This window comes from Ramlibacter humi (assembly GCF_004681975.1).
Classification (GTDB): domain Bacteria; phylum Pseudomonadota; class Gammaproteobacteria; order Burkholderiales; family Burkholderiaceae_C; genus Ramlibacter; species Ramlibacter humi.
Genome location: NZ_SMLK01000001.1, coordinates 1,054,503 through 1,069,728, shown reverse-complemented (window position 1 = coordinate 1,069,728; position 15,226 = coordinate 1,054,503). Strand labels below are relative to the sequence as shown.

General features: G+C 66.8%; 11 protein-coding genes. 5 read left to right on the top strand and 6 right to left on the bottom strand.

Translation table 11 applies throughout. The features are described from left to right. Positions 1 to 13 precede the first annotated feature (13 nt). The 4 genes from EZ216_RS04900 to EZ216_RS04885 form a co-directional block, all read right to left on the bottom strand. Positions 14 to 1,354: a substrate-binding protein gene (locus EZ216_RS04900; protein WP_205959617.1), complete on the bottom strand. Its 1,341-nt coding sequence runs from the start codon at positions 1,352 to 1,354 to the stop codon at positions 14 to 16. A 246-nt stretch (positions 1,355 to 1,600) separates the two neighbouring features. Next, positions 1,601 to 2,452 carry a bifunctional methylenetetrahydrofolate dehydrogenase/methenyltetrahydrofolate cyclohydrolase FolD gene (gene folD / locus EZ216_RS04895; protein ID WP_135248435.1) on the bottom strand — a complete coding sequence of 284 codons (852 nt, stop codon included), beginning with the start codon at positions 2,450 to 2,452 and terminating at the stop codon, positions 1,601 to 1,603. 55 nt (positions 2,453 to 2,507) lie between these two features. After that, positions 2,508 to 3,137, bottom strand: coding sequence for a response regulator transcription factor (locus EZ216_RS04890; protein ID WP_135248434.1), 630 nt, complete (start codon positions 3,135 to 3,137; stop codon positions 2,508 to 2,510). After that, positions 3,134 to 5,668 (bottom strand): PAS domain-containing sensor histidine kinase, encoded by a 2,535-nt coding sequence (locus EZ216_RS04885; protein ID WP_135248433.1) that lies wholly within the window; start codon positions 5,666 to 5,668, stop codon positions 3,134 to 3,136. The genes EZ216_RS04890 and EZ216_RS04885 overlap by 4 nt, the downstream gene beginning before the upstream one ends. A gap of 170 nt (positions 5,669 to 5,838) precedes the next feature. Between EZ216_RS04885 and aceE the strand changes: the two genes are divergently transcribed. The 4 genes from aceE to lpdA are packed head-to-tail and all read left to right on the top strand — an operon-like array spanning position 5,839 to position 12,711. After that, complete coding sequence (gene aceE / locus EZ216_RS04880; RefSeq protein WP_135248432.1) at positions 5,839 to 8,550, top strand: pyruvate dehydrogenase (acetyl-transferring), homodimeric type; 2,712 nt, start codon at positions 5,839 to 5,841, stop codon at positions 8,548 to 8,550. Positions 8,551 to 8,592: 42 nt separating this feature from the next. Then, entirely contained in the window at positions 8,593 to 10,266 is a 1,674-nt protein-coding gene (aceF, locus tag EZ216_RS04875) for a dihydrolipoyllysine-residue acetyltransferase (protein WP_135248431.1), read from the top strand. Positions 10,267 to 10,297: 31 nt separating this feature from the next. Further along, positions 10,298 to 10,888, top strand: a complete 591-nt coding sequence (locus tag EZ216_RS04870) for an Ntn hydrolase family protein (protein ID WP_135248430.1) — start codon at positions 10,298 to 10,300, stop codon at positions 10,886 to 10,888. A 41-nt stretch (positions 10,889 to 10,929) separates the two neighbouring features. Further along, positions 10,930 to 12,711 carry a dihydrolipoyl dehydrogenase gene (gene lpdA / locus EZ216_RS04865; RefSeq protein WP_135248429.1) on the top strand — a complete coding sequence of 594 codons (1,782 nt, stop codon included), beginning with the start codon at positions 10,930 to 10,932 and terminating at the stop codon, positions 12,709 to 12,711. Between the two features lie 31 nt (positions 12,712 to 12,742). On the opposite strand, the gene EZ216_RS04860 is transcribed toward lpdA, so the two are convergent. Then, positions 12,743 to 13,321 (bottom strand): C40 family peptidase, encoded by a 579-nt coding sequence (locus EZ216_RS04860; protein ID WP_135248428.1) that lies wholly within the window; start codon positions 13,319 to 13,321, stop codon positions 12,743 to 12,745. A 199-nt stretch (positions 13,322 to 13,520) separates the two neighbouring features. Here EZ216_RS04860 and EZ216_RS04855 point away from each other — a divergent pair, with 199 nt between their 5' ends. Further along, complete coding sequence (locus EZ216_RS04855; protein ID WP_205959634.1) at positions 13,521 to 14,582, top strand: PQQ-dependent sugar dehydrogenase; 1,062 nt, start codon at positions 13,521 to 13,523, stop codon at positions 14,580 to 14,582. Here the strand turns inward: EZ216_RS04855 and EZ216_RS04850 are convergent. Further along, the gene (locus tag EZ216_RS04850) at positions 14,579 to 15,223 is read right to left on the bottom strand and encodes a response regulator (RefSeq protein ID WP_135248426.1); all 645 of its coding nucleotides are present in this window, start codon (positions 15,221 to 15,223) and stop codon (positions 14,579 to 14,581) included. The two genes, EZ216_RS04855 and EZ216_RS04850, sit on opposite strands and share 4 nt — an antisense overlap. Positions 15,224 to 15,226 lie beyond the last annotated feature (3 nt).

The following is a 15,226-nucleotide window of genomic DNA, read 5'->3' as shown; positions in this document are numbered from 1 at the left end:
GTGCTCCGGTGGGTCAGGTGTAGGAGCCCAGGTTGCAGCCGAAGGCGTCCGGCTTCTGCATCAGGCCCGCGCCCGGCACGACCTCGACGACCTCCCAGTAGTCTTCCTTGTTGCGCATGGCGCTGGGCGCCTTGCCGCGAACGATGACCACGGGGCGGATCAGCTGGTGGTCCTGCGGGCGCCAGCTCACTTCACCCACCATGGAGTTGAGCTTGCGCGGCGACTCGTACGACTTGATCACGTCCGGCGGGTAGAAGGTGCCGGCGTGTTCCACCGCCTCGGCCCACAGCGCGAACTCCATGTAGGCGTTCTCGGCGCCCCATTCGGGCTTGTAGCCGAACTTCTTCTCGAAGGCCTCGACGAACTGCTTGGCCAGCGGGTACTTGTCTTCCATCGTCCACCAGAAGTCGGTGGCGGCGAACACGCCTTCCGTCACTTCCGGGCCGACCTCGCGCGCCAGGAAGGGGATCTGGTAGGGGATCACCAGCTTCATCTTGGGCAGCAGGCCGAACTGCTTGGCCTGCTGCGTGGACAGCACGGCGTCGTGCCCCCAGTTGACGTTGATCAGGAACTCGGCGCCCGAGTTGGCGATGTTGGTGAGGTAGGAGCTGTAGTCCGGCGCGCCCAGCGGCGAGACCTGATTGGTCACCATCTGCCAGCCGCCGTTCTTGGTGAGGAAGTCGTTCACCGACTTGGTCACCGTGTGGCCGTAGGTGTAGTCGGGCGTCATGAACGCCGCCTTCTTGTTCTTGCCGTAGGCCTTCAGCAGCGCCGGGCCGATGGCGTTGGCGGCCGTCTCGCCATAGATGTTCTGGCGCACGCCGTAGCGCACGCAGTCCTTGCCGGTGGTGTCGTTGGAGCCCGAGATGCCGCAGCAGAACAGCACCTTCTCGCGCTGCGCCAGCTTGTTCAGCGCCACGGCTACCGCGCTGGACGTGCCCCCGGTGATCATGATCGCCTTGTTCTCGGTGATGAAGCGCTGCTGCGCCTGCACCGCGTCGTTCGGCTTGGCGGCCGAATCGGCCACGCCGTACTTCAGCTGCTTGCCCAGCACGCCCTTCCTGGTCTTCGGCGAGATTGCCTTGATCAGCGGGTGGCCTTCGTTGATGTGCTCGACGGCCAGCTGGTAGCCCTTGAGTTCATCCTCGCCCTGAACGGCGTAGGTGCCGGTGCGCGGGACGGAGATGCCGATGAAGACGGAATCGCCCTGCGTGCCCGCCGGCCACGTGCCGATGGGCGATTGGTCGGCGGCATGCGCCGTGTTGAGCAGGGACGGCAGCGCCATGCTGCCGGCGCCGGCGAGGCCGGCCTGCAGCAGCGCGCGGCGGCCGGGCGAAGGGGGCACATTCTTCATTGCGATCTCCTGTTCCTGGACGAACTGCGCAGGTATATCGTCAGCCGATATATGAAAAGCATATCGATGCACGATATGTTTCTTCATCCGCACAAGCCCTAACCGCCAAACCCACGGACGGGTTCGGAATGAAAGGAACGTGAAAGGAAAGCAGTGAAGGAAAGCGGCGCGCGCCTTCCTTCACTGCGCAGGCAGATCAGCGGGAGACGAGGGGCCGCCGGCTCGGCGGTGGGAGAGCGCGGGCGATCAGGCGGCGGCGCGTTCCGCGGCTTCGAGCGTGTTGACCAGCAGCATCGCGCGGGTCATGGGGCCCACGCCGCCGGGCACGGGCGTGATCCAGCCGGCGACTTCTTTCACGCCTTCGAAGTCGACGTCGCCGCAGAGCTTGCCGGCCTCGTTGCGGTTCATGCCGACGTCGATGACCACGGCGCCGGGCTTGACCATGTCGGCCGTGAGCACGTTGCGCTTGCCGACAGCCGCGACGACGACGTCGGCCTGCCGCGTATGCGCCGCCAGGTCCTTGGTCGCGCTGTGGCAGATGGTGACGGTGGCGTTCTTCTGCAGCAGCATCAGCGCCATCGGCTTGCCGACGATGTTGCTGCGGCCGATGACCACGGCGTGCTTGCCGCGCAGGTCGTAGCCGATGTCTTCCAGCATCTTCAGGCAGCCGTACGGCGTGCAGGGCCAGAAGCCCGGCTGCCCCGTGACCAGCGCGCCCGCGCTGGCGACGTGGAAGCCGTCGACGTCCTTGGCCGGCGAGATGGCTTCGATGACCTTGCCGCTGTCCATGTGCCTGGGCAGCGGCAACTGCACCAGGATGCCGTGCACCGACTTGTCGGCGTTCAGCTCGCGGATGCGGGCCAGCAGCTTTTCCTCGCTGAGGTCGGCGGGGTAGGTCTCCAGCGTGGCCTTCAGCCCGGTCTCGGTGCTGTCGTTGACCTTGTGCTTGGTATAGACCTGGCTGGCCGGGTCTTCGCCGACCAGGATGATGGCCAGGCAAGGCTGGACGCCTCGCGCCTTCAGTGCCCGGGTGCGGCCCGCGACTTCGGCACGAATCTTTTTTGCGAGTGCGTTGCCGTCGATCAGCTGTGCCGGCACTAGAAAACCTCCGCGCTGCGCGCTGCGGTATTCGCCTTGGGAGCGGCCCGGCGGCTCATGCCTTCGCCGCCTGGTTCTGGCCCAGGGCGATCTTCAGCAGGTCGGCGACCGTGTTGGCGTTGAGCTTTTCCATGATGTTGGCGCGGTGCGCCTCGACGGTCTTGATGCTGATGCCCAGGTCGTCGGCGATCTGCTTGTTCAGGCGGCCGGCGACGATGCGCTCCAGCACCTGGGCTTCGCGGCTGGTGAGCTTGGAGAGCAGGGCGTCGCGGCTGGCGGCGCTCTGGTATTCGGCGAACGCGCCCTTGGCGTGTTCGAGCATGCGCTCGACCAGGCTGACCAGTTCTTCTTCCTTGAAAGGCTTCTGGATGAAATCCATCGCGCCTTTCTTCATCGTGTTCACCGCCATCGGCACGTCGCCGTGGCCGGTGATGAAGACGATGGGCAGCGGGGACTTCCGCTCCATCAGGCGGTCCTGCAGTTCCAGGCCCGTCATGCCGCCCATGCGCACGTCGACGATCAGGCAGGCGACTTCGCGCGGGTCGTAGCGGGAGAGGAAGGTCTCGGCCGATTCGAAGCAGCGGACGCGGTAGTCCTTGCCTTCCAGCAGCCATTGCAGCGAGTCGCGGACGGCCTCGTCGTCGTCGACGACGTACACCGTGCCCTTTTTGGGAATGAGGCTCATGCGACTACTCCGGTGTCCTTGTTTGCTGCGGAACTGATAGCGCCGGACACAGGAAGCCAGAAGGAGAATCGGCAGCCGGCGATGTCCGCGCCATTGTAGATGTTCTCCGCCTGCATCCTGCCCTGGTGCGATTCGACGATGGAGCGGCAAAGGTTCAGGCCGATGCCCATGCCTTCCACCTTGGTGGAGAAGAAGGCTTCGTACAGGCGGTCCATCACTTCGGGCGCCAGGCCCTTGCCGGTGTCCAGCACGGTGAACTCCACCACCGCCTGGCCATCCACCTGCCGCGGCACGGCGCGCAGTTCGACGCTGCGCTGCGCGGGCGGGCGGCGCGCGTGGTCGATGGCCTCGGCTGCGTTCTTCATCAGGTTGACCAGCACCTGCTCGATCAGGATCGGGTCCACCAGCAGCTTGGGCAGGCGCGCGGCCACGTAGTGCGACAGCCGCACGTTGCGCCGGCGCAGTTCGATCTCGGCCAGCTCCACCGCCTCGCCCACCATCGTGGCCACGTCGGCCTCGGTGCGATTGGGTTCGCTGCGGCGCACGAAGCTGCGGATGCGCTGGATGATCTGGCCCGCGCGCTGCGCCTGGTGCGCGGTCTTCTCCAGCGCCTTCAGCAGGTCGTCCTCGCGGATCTGCCCGCCGCGGATGCGCGACACCATGCCGTTGCAATAGTTGTTGATCGCCGTGAGCGGCTGGTTCAACTCGTGCGCGACGCTGGACGCCATCTCGCCCATGGTCACCAGCCGGCTGGCGGCCTGCGCGCGCTCGGCCTGCGCGGACGCCTGTTCCTCCGCATGGCGGCGCGGCGTGATGTCGGTGGCGATCACCATCTGCGCCAGGCGGCCGTCCACCCAATTCAGGTAGCGTGAGCGCACTTCCAGCCACTTGCCCAGTTCGGGGACGAAGATCTCGGCGTTCTCGGACTGCGCCGTCGTCAACTGCCCCGTGGGCAGGCCGACGAAGGAATCCACCTCGTCCAGCGATTCGTCGGTGCGCGGCTGGTCGGGCACGCCCGCCTGCGCCACCATCTGCAGGTGGCCGCCGGTGTGCAGGCCGAACCACAGGCGGTACAGCTTGTTGGCGAACAGCAGCTCCTCGCTGCCCAGCGGCGCCACCGACACGGAAGCATCCAGCGCTTCCAGCACCGTGGTGAAGCGTTCGTACGAAGCGGACAGCTGCTCGCGGATGCGGTTCGGCTCGGTGATGTCCGTCATCGACGTCATCCAGCCGGTCTGGTGCCCCTTGGGGTCGATCAGCGGCGAGACGTACATGCGCGCGTCGAACAGGCTGCCATCCTTGCGCTTGACGCGCACCTGGAAGCCGCCGGGGGTGGTGCGGCCGTTCAGTTCGTCGTCCAGCCGCGCGTTCAGCTGTTCGCGGTCGGCGTCGGGCCAGTAGGGGAAGGGCGCGGTGCGGCCCACCAGCTCCGGTTCGCTCCAGCCGGTCATCTGGCAGAACGCGGGGTTCACGTAGGTGATGCGGCCCTGCATGTCCAGCGCGCGCATGCCGGTGAGCATGGAGTTCTCCATCGCGCGCCGGAAATTGGTTTCGGCGATCAGCGCCTGCTGCGCCTGCACGCGGCGGCGCGTGTGGCGCCAGTTGCCGATCAGCATCCACGCCGTCATGGCGCTGAGCGTGCCCACCAGCCAGAACAACCCGCTGCCCACCAGCCCCAGCGACGTGCGGTAGGCCTGGCCGCGCAGCACCAGCCCGTTGCCCACCGGCGTGACGGGCACCTCGAATTCATTGGTGCGCGGCGCGACCCAGGAGGGCAGCCAGCCGGCGGTGTTGCGCGGCGGCAGGGTCTGGCCCGCGAGCAGGCGGCCCTTGCCGTCGTGCAGCGACACGGCGTAGCGTGCGGAGACTTCGGCGGGGACGCCGTAGCGCAGCAGGCCGTCGATGGAGTACTCGGCCAGGATCACGCCCGCGAAGCGCGCCTGGTCCGCCAGCGGCACGTGCAGTTGTAGCAGCGGCGCCAGCTCCGTGCCGCCCGCCGGCTGCGCGTACACCGGCTGCTGCAGGTCTCGCACCAGCAGGAAGGTGGTTTCGGTTTCGCCGGGTTTGAGCACGTCGCCGGCTTCGCGCTGCTGCTGCGGCGGCAGGCTGGGCGCGGAGTAATCGGCCTTGATGCGGCGGCGGTCGTCGATCCAGGCCAGTGACTGCAGCTCGGGGTACTGGATCACCAGGGTCTCGGCGCGGCCGACGAATTCTTCCGGGTCGACGTCCTTGTTGGCGATGTCGCGCGCGATGCGCATCAGCTGTTCCTGCCGCTCCAGCAGGCGCAGGCGCACGCGCTGCTGCGCATATTCCACATCGCGCCGCACAGCTTCCTGCTCGCGGTCCATTTCTTCCAGCCGCAGGTACCAGAACGCGGAGATGATGGCCGCGAGGAACAGCATCACGGCGGCCAGGGGCGCCAGCATGGCGAAGCGGTCCTGTCGGCCCGGCGTCTGCCGGCGCCACCAGCGCCGCAGCCAGGACATCGGCGGCGCAACTTCGTGCAGCTCGGGAACGACGCTGTCTTGCATGGAGCCTTGGAGTGTAGGTGAGCCCTTCCAGTGCCCGTACCTGATGAAATTCATGATGTGAAATACATCGGCACGATTTGAAATGTGCTGAATTTCGTGCGAAACTGCCCGCCGCCGCAGGCCAGCCGTTGCTGGCGTACTAAATTCCCGAACTTCCAGGAGACAAAACCATGTCAGCCCAGCCCGAGCAAGCGTTCGGCGCGGCGGCCAACGACGCCGACGCCCAGGAAACCCGCGAGTGGATCGACGCGCTCACCGCGCTGATCTCCACCGAAGGCCGCGAGCGCGGCCATTTCCTCCTCGAGCAGCTGCTGGAGGAAGCACGGCAGCACGGTATCGACATGCCGTTCTCCGCCACCACCGGCTACGTCAACACCATCGAGCCGGAAGACGAGGAGCGCTGTCCCGGCAACCTGGAGATGGAAGAGCGCCTGCGCGCCTACATGCGCTGGAACGCGATGGCCATGGTGGTGAAGGCCAACCGCCTGCACCCCGAAGACGGCGGCGACCTGGGCGGGCACATCAGCTCGTTCGCTTCGCTGGCCACCATGTTCGGCGCCGGCTTCAATCATTTCTGGCACGCCGAGAGCGAGAACCACGGTGGTGACTGCCTCTACGTGCAGGGCCACAGCTCGCCCGGCATCTACGCCCGCGCTTTCCTCGAAGGCCGCATCACCGAGGAGCAGCTGCTGAACTTCCGCCAGGAAGTGGACGGCAAGGGGCTGTCCAGCTACCCGCACCCGAAGCTGATGCCGGAGTTCTGGCAGTTCCCCACGGTGTCCATGGGCCTGGGCCCGCTGATGGCCATCTACCAGGCGCGATTCCTGAAGTACCTGCACGCCCGCGGCATCGCCAATACCGAAAACCGCAAGGTGTGGGCCTTCTGCGGCGACGGCGAGATGGACGAGGTGGAATCGCTGGGCGCCATTGGCGTGGCGGCGCGCGAGAAGCTGGACAACCTGATCTTCGTCGTCAACTGCAACCTGCAGCGCCTGGACGGCCCGGTGCGCGGCAACGGCAAGATCATCCAGGAGCTGGAAGGCGAGTTCCGCGGCGCCGGCTGGAACGTGATCAAGCTGGTGTGGGGCAGCTACTGGGACCCGCTGCTGGCGCGCGACAAGGAAGGCATCCTGCGCCAAATCATGATGCAGACCCTGGACGGCGACTACCAGGCGATGAAGGCCAACGACGGCGCCTTCGTGCGCAAGAACTTCTTCGGCCAGCATCCCAAGGCGCTGGAGATGGTCGCCAAGATGAGCGACGCGGACATCTGGCGCCTGAACCGCGGCGGCCACGACCCGCAGAAGGTTTACGCGGCCTACCACCAGGCGGTGAACCACAAGGGCCAGCCCACGGTGCTGCTGATCAAGACGGTGAAGGGCTTCGGCATGGGCAAGGCCGGCGAGGGCCGCAACATCGCCCACCAGGCCAAGAAGCTCACGGACGAGGACATCAAGATCTTCCGCGACCGCTTCAACATCCCGATCCCGGACGACAAGCTGGCCGACATCCCGTTCTACAAGCCGGAGGAGCACACGCCCGAGATGCAGTACCTGCACGAGCGGCGCAAGGCCCTGGGCGGCTACCTGCCCAAGCGCCGCACCAAGGCCGACGAACAGCTGAAGGTGCCGCCGCTGGAAACCTTCAAGGCGGTGCTGGAGCCGACGGCCGAAGGCCGCGAGATCAGCACCACGCAGGCCTACGTGCGCTTTCTCACCGCGCTGCTGCGCGACAAGGAACTGGGTCCGCGCGCGGTGCCCATCCTGGTGGACGAGGCCCGCACCTTCGGCATGGAGGGCCTCTTCCGCCAGATCGGCATCTACAACCCGGAAGGCCAGAAGTACACGCCGCAGGACCGCGACCAGGTGTCCTACTACAAGGAGGACGTGGGCGGCCAGATCCTGCAGGAAGGCATCAACGAAGCCGGCGGCATGGCCAGCTGGATCGCCGCGGCGACGTCGTACTCGACGAACAACCGCATCATGGTGCCGTTCTACATCTACTACTCGATGTTCGGCCTGCAGCGCGTCGGTGACCTGGCCTGGGCGGCCGGCGACATGCAGGCGCGCGGCTTCCTGCTGGGCGGCACTTCGGGGCGCACCACGCTGAACGGCGAGGGCCTGCAGCACGAGGACGGCCACAGCCACGTGCTGGCCGGCACCATCCCCAACTGCGTGAGCTACGACCCGACGTTCGCGCACGAGGTGGGCGTGATCATGCAGCACGGCCTCAAGCGCATGGTGGAGAAGCAGGACAACGTTTTCTACTACATCACGCTGCTGAACGAGAACTACCCGATGCCCGGCCTGCAGCCCGGCACCGAGGAGCAGATCGTCAAGGGCATGTACCTGTTCAAGCCGGGCGCGAAGAAGGCGAAGGCGCCCATGGTCAACCTGCTGGGCTCCGGCACCATCCTGCGCGAGTCCATCGCCGCGCAGGAACTGCTGGAGAAGGACTGGGGCGTGTCGGCCAACGTGTGGAGCTGCCCCAGCTTCAACGAGCTGGCGCGCGACGGCCAGGATTGCGAGCGAGCCAACCTGCTGCACCCGTCGGACCAGCCGCGCGTGCCGTTCGTGACGCAGCAGCTGGAGCCGCACGCCGGCCCGGTGGTGGCTTCCACCGACTACATCAAGGCGTACGCGGAACAGATCCGCGCCTTCATGCCCAAGGGCCGCAGCTACAAGGTGCTGGGCACCGACGGCTTCGGCCGCAGCGACTTCCGCAGCAAGCTGCGCGAGCACTTCGAGGTGAACCGCCACTACATCGTGGTGGCGGCGCTCAAGGCCCTGGCCGACGACGGCGCGCTGCCCGCGGCCAAGGCGGCGGAAGCCATCGCGAAGTACGGCATCAAGGCCGGCAAGATCAACCCGTTGTACGCCTGACCGCGGCCCGCGGCGAAGAAGAACAAGCAGGAGAACAAGCCCATGGCATCGGTCGAAGTGAAGGTCCCCGACATCGGGGACTTCAAGGAAGTCGCGGTCATCGAAGTGCTGGTCAAGCCCGGTGACACCATCAAGCCGGAGCAGTCGCTGATCACCGTGGAGAGCGACAAGGCCTCGATGGAGATCCCCGCCACCACGGGCGGCGTGGTGAACGAACTGAAGGTGAAGATCGGGGACAAGGTCTCCGAGGGATCGGTGGTGCTGGTGGTGGAGGCAGAAGGTGCTTCGGCGCCGTCAACTGCCGCTGCGCCGGCTGCCGCACCCGCCAAGGCTTTCGCGCCTGCACCGGCCCCAGCTGCTGCGGCGCCTGCGCCAGCCACTGGCGGCAAGGTCGAGGTCAAGGTGCCGGACATCGGCGACTTCAAAGACGTCGCCGTCATCGAAATTCTGGTCAAGCCCGGCGACACGGTGAAGCAGGAGCAGTCGCTCATCACCGTCGAAAGCGACAAGGCTTCGATGGAAATCCCGTCATCCGCCGCGGGCGTGGTGAAGGAACTGAAGGTCAAGATGGGTGACAAGGTCAACATCGGCGACCTGATCGCGGTGCTGGAGGGGCAGGGCGGGGCGGCTGCGCCGGCCAGCGCGGCACCTGCGCCTGCACCTGTAGCAGCAGCAAGTTCCGGCGCCGGAGCGCCCCCACCCCAGCCCTCCCCCAGCGGGGGAGGGAGCGAGAGAACGGTTCCCACCGCGGCGCTTCCGCCGCACGAGCCCACTTCTCCTACCGGCAACCTGCCGCACGCTTCGCCTTCGGTGCGCAAGTTCGCGCGCGAACTGGGCGTGCCTCTGGAAGAGGTCAAGGGCACCGGCCCCAAGGGCCGCATCCTGCAGGAGGACGTGCAGCACTTCACCAAGGCGGTGATGAAGGGCGACGCCACCACCAAGGCGGCTGCCGGCAAGGGCGGCGGCGCGGGAGGTGGCGAAGCGCTGGGCCTGCTGCCGTGGCCGAAAGTGGACTTCGCGAAGTTCGGGCCCGTCGAGCGCAAGGACCTCTCGCGCATCAAGAAGATCAGCGGCGCGAACCTGCACCGCAACTGGGTCATGATCCCGCACGTCACCAACCACGACGACGCGGACATCACCGAGCTCGAAGCGTTCCGCGTGCAGCTCAACAAGGAAAACGAGAAGAGCGGCACCAAGGTGACCATGCTCGCTTTCCTCATCAAGGCCAGCGTCGCGGCACTGAAGAAATTCCCCGACTTCAACAGCTCGCTCGATGGCGAGCAGCTGGTGGTGAAGAACTACTGGCACATCGGCTTCGCGGCGGACACGCCCAACGGCCTGGTGGTGCCGGTGATCAAGGACGCGGACAGGAAGGGCATCCTGCAGATCAGCCAGGAGATGGCTGAGCTCGCGAAGAAGGCGCGCGACGGCAAGCTGTCGCCCGCCGACATGACGGGCGCTACGTTCACGATCTCTTCGTTGGGCGGCATCGGAGGCCGTTACTTCACTCCCATCATCAACGCGCCGGAAGTCGCTATCCTCGGGGTGTGCCGATCGCAGACCGAACCGGTCTGGGACGGCAAGCAGTTCCAGCCCCGGCTGATGCTGCCGTTGTCGCTGTCGTGGGACCACCGCGTCATCGACGGGGCGTCGGCAGCGCGCTTCAACGCGTACCTCGGTTCGGTGCTGGCCGATTTCCGCCGAGTGCTCCTGTAGAAGCCTTGAAGAAGAAGAAGACCCGCAGCCCATGACCACCGTCGTCGTAGTGAAGAAGGCCGGCCAGATCGCGATCGCCGCCGATACCCTGGTGACTTTTGGCGACACGATGCTGTCGAAGCGATACGAGGACAACACCAAGATCTTCAAGGTCGACACCGATGCGGGGCCCACCTACATCGGCATGGCGGGGACGGTGGCGCACTTCCCGGTGCTTCGCAAGGCGATGGGTTCCATGCCCCGCGAGATCCTGAAGCTGCACGGCAAGGACGACGTGTTCGACACGTTCACCAAGCTGCACCCGTACCTGAAGGACAACTTCTTCCTGCAGACCAAGGAAGAGGACAGCGACCCGTACGAGTCCAGCCAGTTCAGCGTGGTGCTCGCCAACTCCAGCGGCATCTACGGCCTGTACAGCTACCGCGAGGTGTTCGAGTTCAAGGAGTTCTGGGGCATCGGCTCGGGCCGCAGCTTCGCGCTGGGCGCCATGCACGCCAGCTACAACCGGCTGAAGACTGCGCGCGAAGTCGCGGAAGCCGGCATCACCGCCGGCTGCGAGTTCGACCGCAACTCCGCGCTGCCGTTCGACGTGTTCACGGTCAAGGCGAAAGACGCCAAATAAAGGGCGCGCGCCGCGCGCCCCACATCTGCGAGGGGCAAGCTATGAGCTTGGTGGAAGTGAAGGTCCCGGACATCGGGGACTTCAAGGACGTGGCCGTCATCGAAGTGCTGGTCAAGCCCGGTGACACGGTGAAAGAAGAGCAGTCGCTTGTGACGGTTGAAAGCGACAAGGCCTCGATGGAGATCCCTTCGACCCACGCCGGCGTGGTCAAGGAGATGAAGATCAAGATCGGCGACAAGGTCTCCGAAGGGTCCGTGCTGCTCACGCTGGAAAGCCAGGGTGCAGCGGCGGCATCGCCCGCACCGGCTCCCGCACCCGCCGCGGCGAAAGCTCCCGCTTCCGCGCAAGCAGCCGCGCCCGCACCCGTCGCGTCCACCTACGCCGGTGGCGCCGACCTCGAGTGCGACATGCTGGTGCTGGGCGCCGGCCCGGGCGGCTATTCGGCCGCGTTTCGCGCCGCCGATCTCGGCATGAAGGTGGTGCTGGTGGAGCGCTACGCCACGCTGGGCGGCGTCTGCCTCAACGTGGGCTGCATCCCTTCGAAGGCGCTGCTGCACGTGGCGGCGGTCATGGACGAGGTCAGCCACTTCGAGTCACTGGGCGTGAGCTTCGGCAAGCCCACCGTGGACCTCGACAAGCTGCGCGCGCACAAGTCCAAGGTGGTGGGCAAGCTCACCGGCGGCCTCGCCGCGATGGCGAAGATGCGCAAGGTGACGGTGGTGCGCGGCTACGGCACCTTCGCCGATCCGCACCACGTCCAGGTCGAGGAAACCTCCGGCGACGGCCAGGAAAAGACCGGCAAGAAGCAGACGATCAAGTTCAGGAACGCCATCATCGCGGCCGGTTCGCAGGCCGTGCGGCTGCCCTTCATGCCGCAGGATCCGCGAGTGGTCGATTCCACCGGCGCGCTGGGCCTGGAGAAAGTGCCCAAGCGCATGCTCATCCTGGGCGGCGGCATCATCGGCCTGGAGATGGGCACGGTGTATTCCACGCTGGGCGCGCGGCTGGACGTGGTGGAGATGCTCGACGGCCTGATGCAGGGCGCCGACCGTGACCTGGTGCGCGTCTGGCAGAAGATGAACGCGCCGCGCTTCGACAACGTCATGCTCAAGACCAAGACCGTCGGCGCCGAGGCAACGAAAGACGGCATCCTGGTGAAGTTCGAAGGCGAGCAGGCGCCCAAGGAGCCGCAGGTCTACGACCTGGTGCTGCAGGCCGTCGGCCGCAGCCCCAACGGCAGGAACATCGGCGCCGAGAAAGCCGGCGTCACCGTCACCGACCGCGGCTTCATCCCGGTGGACATCCAGATGCGCACCAACGTGCCGCACATCCATGCCATCGGCGACGTCGTGGGCCAGCCCATGCTGGCGCACAAGGCGGTGCACGAAGCGCACGTCGCGGCCGAAGCCGCGGCCGGCGAGAAGAGCACCTTCGACGCGCGCGTGATCCCCAGCGTGGCCTACACCGACCCCGAAGTCGCGTGGGTCGGCCTCACCGAGGACCAGGCCAAGGCGCAGGGCATCGCGCTGAAGAAGGGGCACTTCCCCTGGACCGCTTCGGGCCGCGCCATCGCCAACGCGCGCGACGAAGGCTTCACCAAGCTGCTGTTCGATGCGCAGACGCACCGCATCCTGGGCGGCGGCATCGTCGGCACGCACGCCGGCGACATGATTGGCGAGATCGCGCTGGCCATCGAGATGGGCGCGGACGAGGTGGACATCGGCAAGACCATCCACCCGCACCCCACGCTGGGCGAAAGCATCGGCATGGCCGCCGAGATCGCGCACGGCACCTGCACCGACGTTCCGCCGCAGCGGAAGTGAACTGCCCCGGGCCTCGGCCCGCGGCGCGGGTTCAGGGCGACTGGTGGGTGGCGGGCTGCTGGGCAGTTGCCTGCGGCGTCCCCACCAGCACGCGGCGGGCGCCGTCGAAGCGGCGCTGCCAGTAGCTGCCGCTCATGTCTTCCACGCGCACTTCGGCGCCCGGCTTGGGCGAGTGGATGAACTTGCCGCCGCCGACGTAGATGCCGACGTGGCTGAAGGCGCGGCGCATGGTGTTGAAGAACACCAGGTCGCCGGGCTGCAGGTCTTTCTGGTCGATGGGCTGCGTGGCCGCCGCCTGCTGTTCGGCGCGGCGCGGCAGCAGCAGGCCGACGGTCTGCTCGTACATCGCGCGCACGAAGCCGCTGCAGTCGAAGCCGGTCTCGGCCGAGTTGCCGCCGCGGCGGTAGGGCACGCCCAGGAAACCCATGGCGGTGACGACCAGTTCGGACGTCGTGTCGCTGATGCGGCCGCGCATCTCGTCCAGCTTGCCCAGCAGGCCCTTGTCGGCCACGAAGCGGCCCAGGTCGTCGTCCGCCGCCGCAGGTGCGGGTGCAGCCTGAGCCGAAAGGGCGCAGGCCAGCAGCAGGACAGTGACGGGCCACCTCAACATGACGGGCGCAGGGTAAGCAGGCGGAAACGAGAAGTCAAGCGAAGTTTGAAATGTAAGCTGTTGATGCGGCAGCATTTTTGACGTAGTCCTGACGGGTCATAGTGCGACCGGACCCCTGCGTTCGAGCCAAGGAGTTTCGCCGATGAGCTGGTTTGGTCAATCCCGTACCGCCCTGACGGCAGCGTTTCTGGCGACCTGCATGCAGCTGGTGGCCGGCGGAGCTGCGGCCGAGCCTCGCGCACAGACGGTGGCGTCGGGCTTCCCGCATCCCTGGGCCGTGGCCTTCATCGAGGGCGGCCGCTTCCTCGTCACCGAGCGCGGCGGCCGCATGCGGGTGGTGGAGGCGGATGGCCGCGTTGGGCCGGCGATCGCCGGCGTTCCGCCAGTGGTGGCACGCGGGCAGGGCGGGCTGCTGGACGTGGTGACCGACAGCGGCTATGCATCGAACCGCACCGTGTTCTTCTGTTTTTCGGAGCCGGGCGAGGGCGGCAACTCGACGGCGATGGCGCGGGCACGGCTGTCGGCCGATCGCACGCGGCTGGAGCAGGTGAAAGTCATCTTCAGCCAGCGGCCCAAGGTGGAGAGCACCGCGCACTTCGGGTGCCGCATCGTGGAGACGCCCGAAGGGCTGCTGTTCCTCACGCTGGGCGAGCGCTTTTCGCGCAAGGAAGATGCGCAACGGCTGGACAACGACCTGGGCAAGATCGTCCGTCTGACCAAGGACGGCGCGCCCGCGCCGGGCAACCCCTTCGTGGGCCGCGCGGGTGCGGCGCCGGAAATCTGGAGCTATGGCCACCGCAACGTGCAGGGCGCGACCTGGGGTCCTGACGGGCGGCTGTGGACGCACGAGCACGGCCCGCAGGGCGGCGACGAGATCAACCTGCCGCAGCCCGGCCGCAACTACGGATGGCCTGTGATCACGTACGGAGAAAACTATGGCGGCGGCCCCATCGGCGAGGGCATCACCGCAAAGGCCGGCATGGAGCAGCCGCTGCACTACTGGGTGCCTTCGATCGCGCCCTCGGGCATGGCTTTCCTCACCAGCGACCGCTACGGTCCGGCGTGGAAGGGCAATCTGTTCATCGGCTCGCTGAAGTTCGGCTACCTCGACCGCATCGAGCTGGCCGGCGGCAAGGTCGCCCGCGAAGAGAAGCTGCTGGAAGGGGTGGGCCGGGTGCGCGACGTGCGGCAGGGCCCCGACGGCCTGCTGTACGTGCTGACCGATGAGGAAAACGGCAAGCTGCTGCGCTTGCAGCCTTAAGGCTTGACCAAACCCTTGCGCACCGCGTAGCGCGTGAGGCTCGCGATGTCGTTGAGCTTGAGCCTTTCCATGATCCGCGCGCGGTGCACGTCCACGGTCTTGGGCGACAGGCCCAGGTCGAAGGCGATCTCCTTCGACGCCTTGCCTTGCGCGATGAGCTTGAGGATTTCCAGCTGGCGGTCGGTCAGCTCGTCGCTGGCGCTGGGCTCCGAGGGCTGCAGCAGCCGCTGCGCAATGACCGGGCTGAAGTAGGTGCCGGTGGCCATCACGCTGCGGATGGACTGCTCCAGCTCGAACGGGGGCGCGTCCTTCATCAGGTAGCCGCAGGCGCCGCTGGCCACCGCGCGCTTGACGAAGTCCACCGTGTCGTACATCGACAGCACCAGCATGCGCACTTGCGGCTGCCGCATGCGGATCTCGGCGATGGCCGCGATGCCGTCCATGTGCGGCATGGAGATGTCGGTCATCACGATGTCGGGCTTGAGCGAATCGACCAGCCGTATCAGCTCCTGGCCGTCGCGCGCCTCGGCGATCACCTCCACGCCGTCGATCATGCCCAGCAGCGCCTTGATGCCCGAGCGCACGAGGTCATGGTCGTCGGCGAGCACCACCCGCACGGGTCCGGATCCATTCGTCTTCATGTT

Excerpts from the sequence above, each read along its gene's own strand:
- EZ216_RS04900 (WP_205959617.1), bottom strand. The coding sequence starts at position 1,354 with ATGAAGAATGTGCCCCCTTCGCCCGGCCGCCGCGCGCTGCTGCAGGCC.
- EZ216_RS04890 (WP_135248434.1), bottom strand. The coding sequence starts at position 3,137 with ATGAGCCTCATTCCCAAAAAGGGCACGGTGTACGTCGTCGACGACGAC.
- EZ216_RS04885 (WP_135248433.1), bottom strand. The coding sequence starts at position 5,668 with ATGCAAGACAGCGTCGTTCCCGAGCTGCACGAAGTTGCGCCGCCGATG.
- aceE (WP_135248432.1), top strand. The coding sequence starts at position 5,839 with ATGTCAGCCCAGCCCGAGCAAGCGTTCGGCGCGGCGGCCAACGACGCC.
- aceF (WP_135248431.1), top strand. The coding sequence starts at position 8,593 with ATGGCATCGGTCGAAGTGAAGGTCCCCGACATCGGGGACTTCAAGGAA.
- EZ216_RS04870 (WP_135248430.1), top strand. The coding sequence starts at position 10,298 with ATGACCACCGTCGTCGTAGTGAAGAAGGCCGGCCAGATCGCGATCGCC.
- lpdA (WP_135248429.1), top strand. The coding sequence starts at position 10,930 with ATGAGCTTGGTGGAAGTGAAGGTCCCGGACATCGGGGACTTCAAGGAC.
- EZ216_RS04860 (WP_135248428.1), bottom strand. The coding sequence starts at position 13,321 with ATGTTGAGGTGGCCCGTCACTGTCCTGCTGCTGGCCTGCGCCCTTTCG.
- EZ216_RS04855 (WP_205959634.1), top strand. The coding sequence starts at position 13,521 with ATGCAGCTGGTGGCCGGCGGAGCTGCGGCCGAGCCTCGCGCACAGACG.
- EZ216_RS04850 (WP_135248426.1), bottom strand. The coding sequence starts at position 15,223 with ATGAAGACGAATGGATCCGGACCCGTGCGGGTGGTGCTCGCCGACGAC.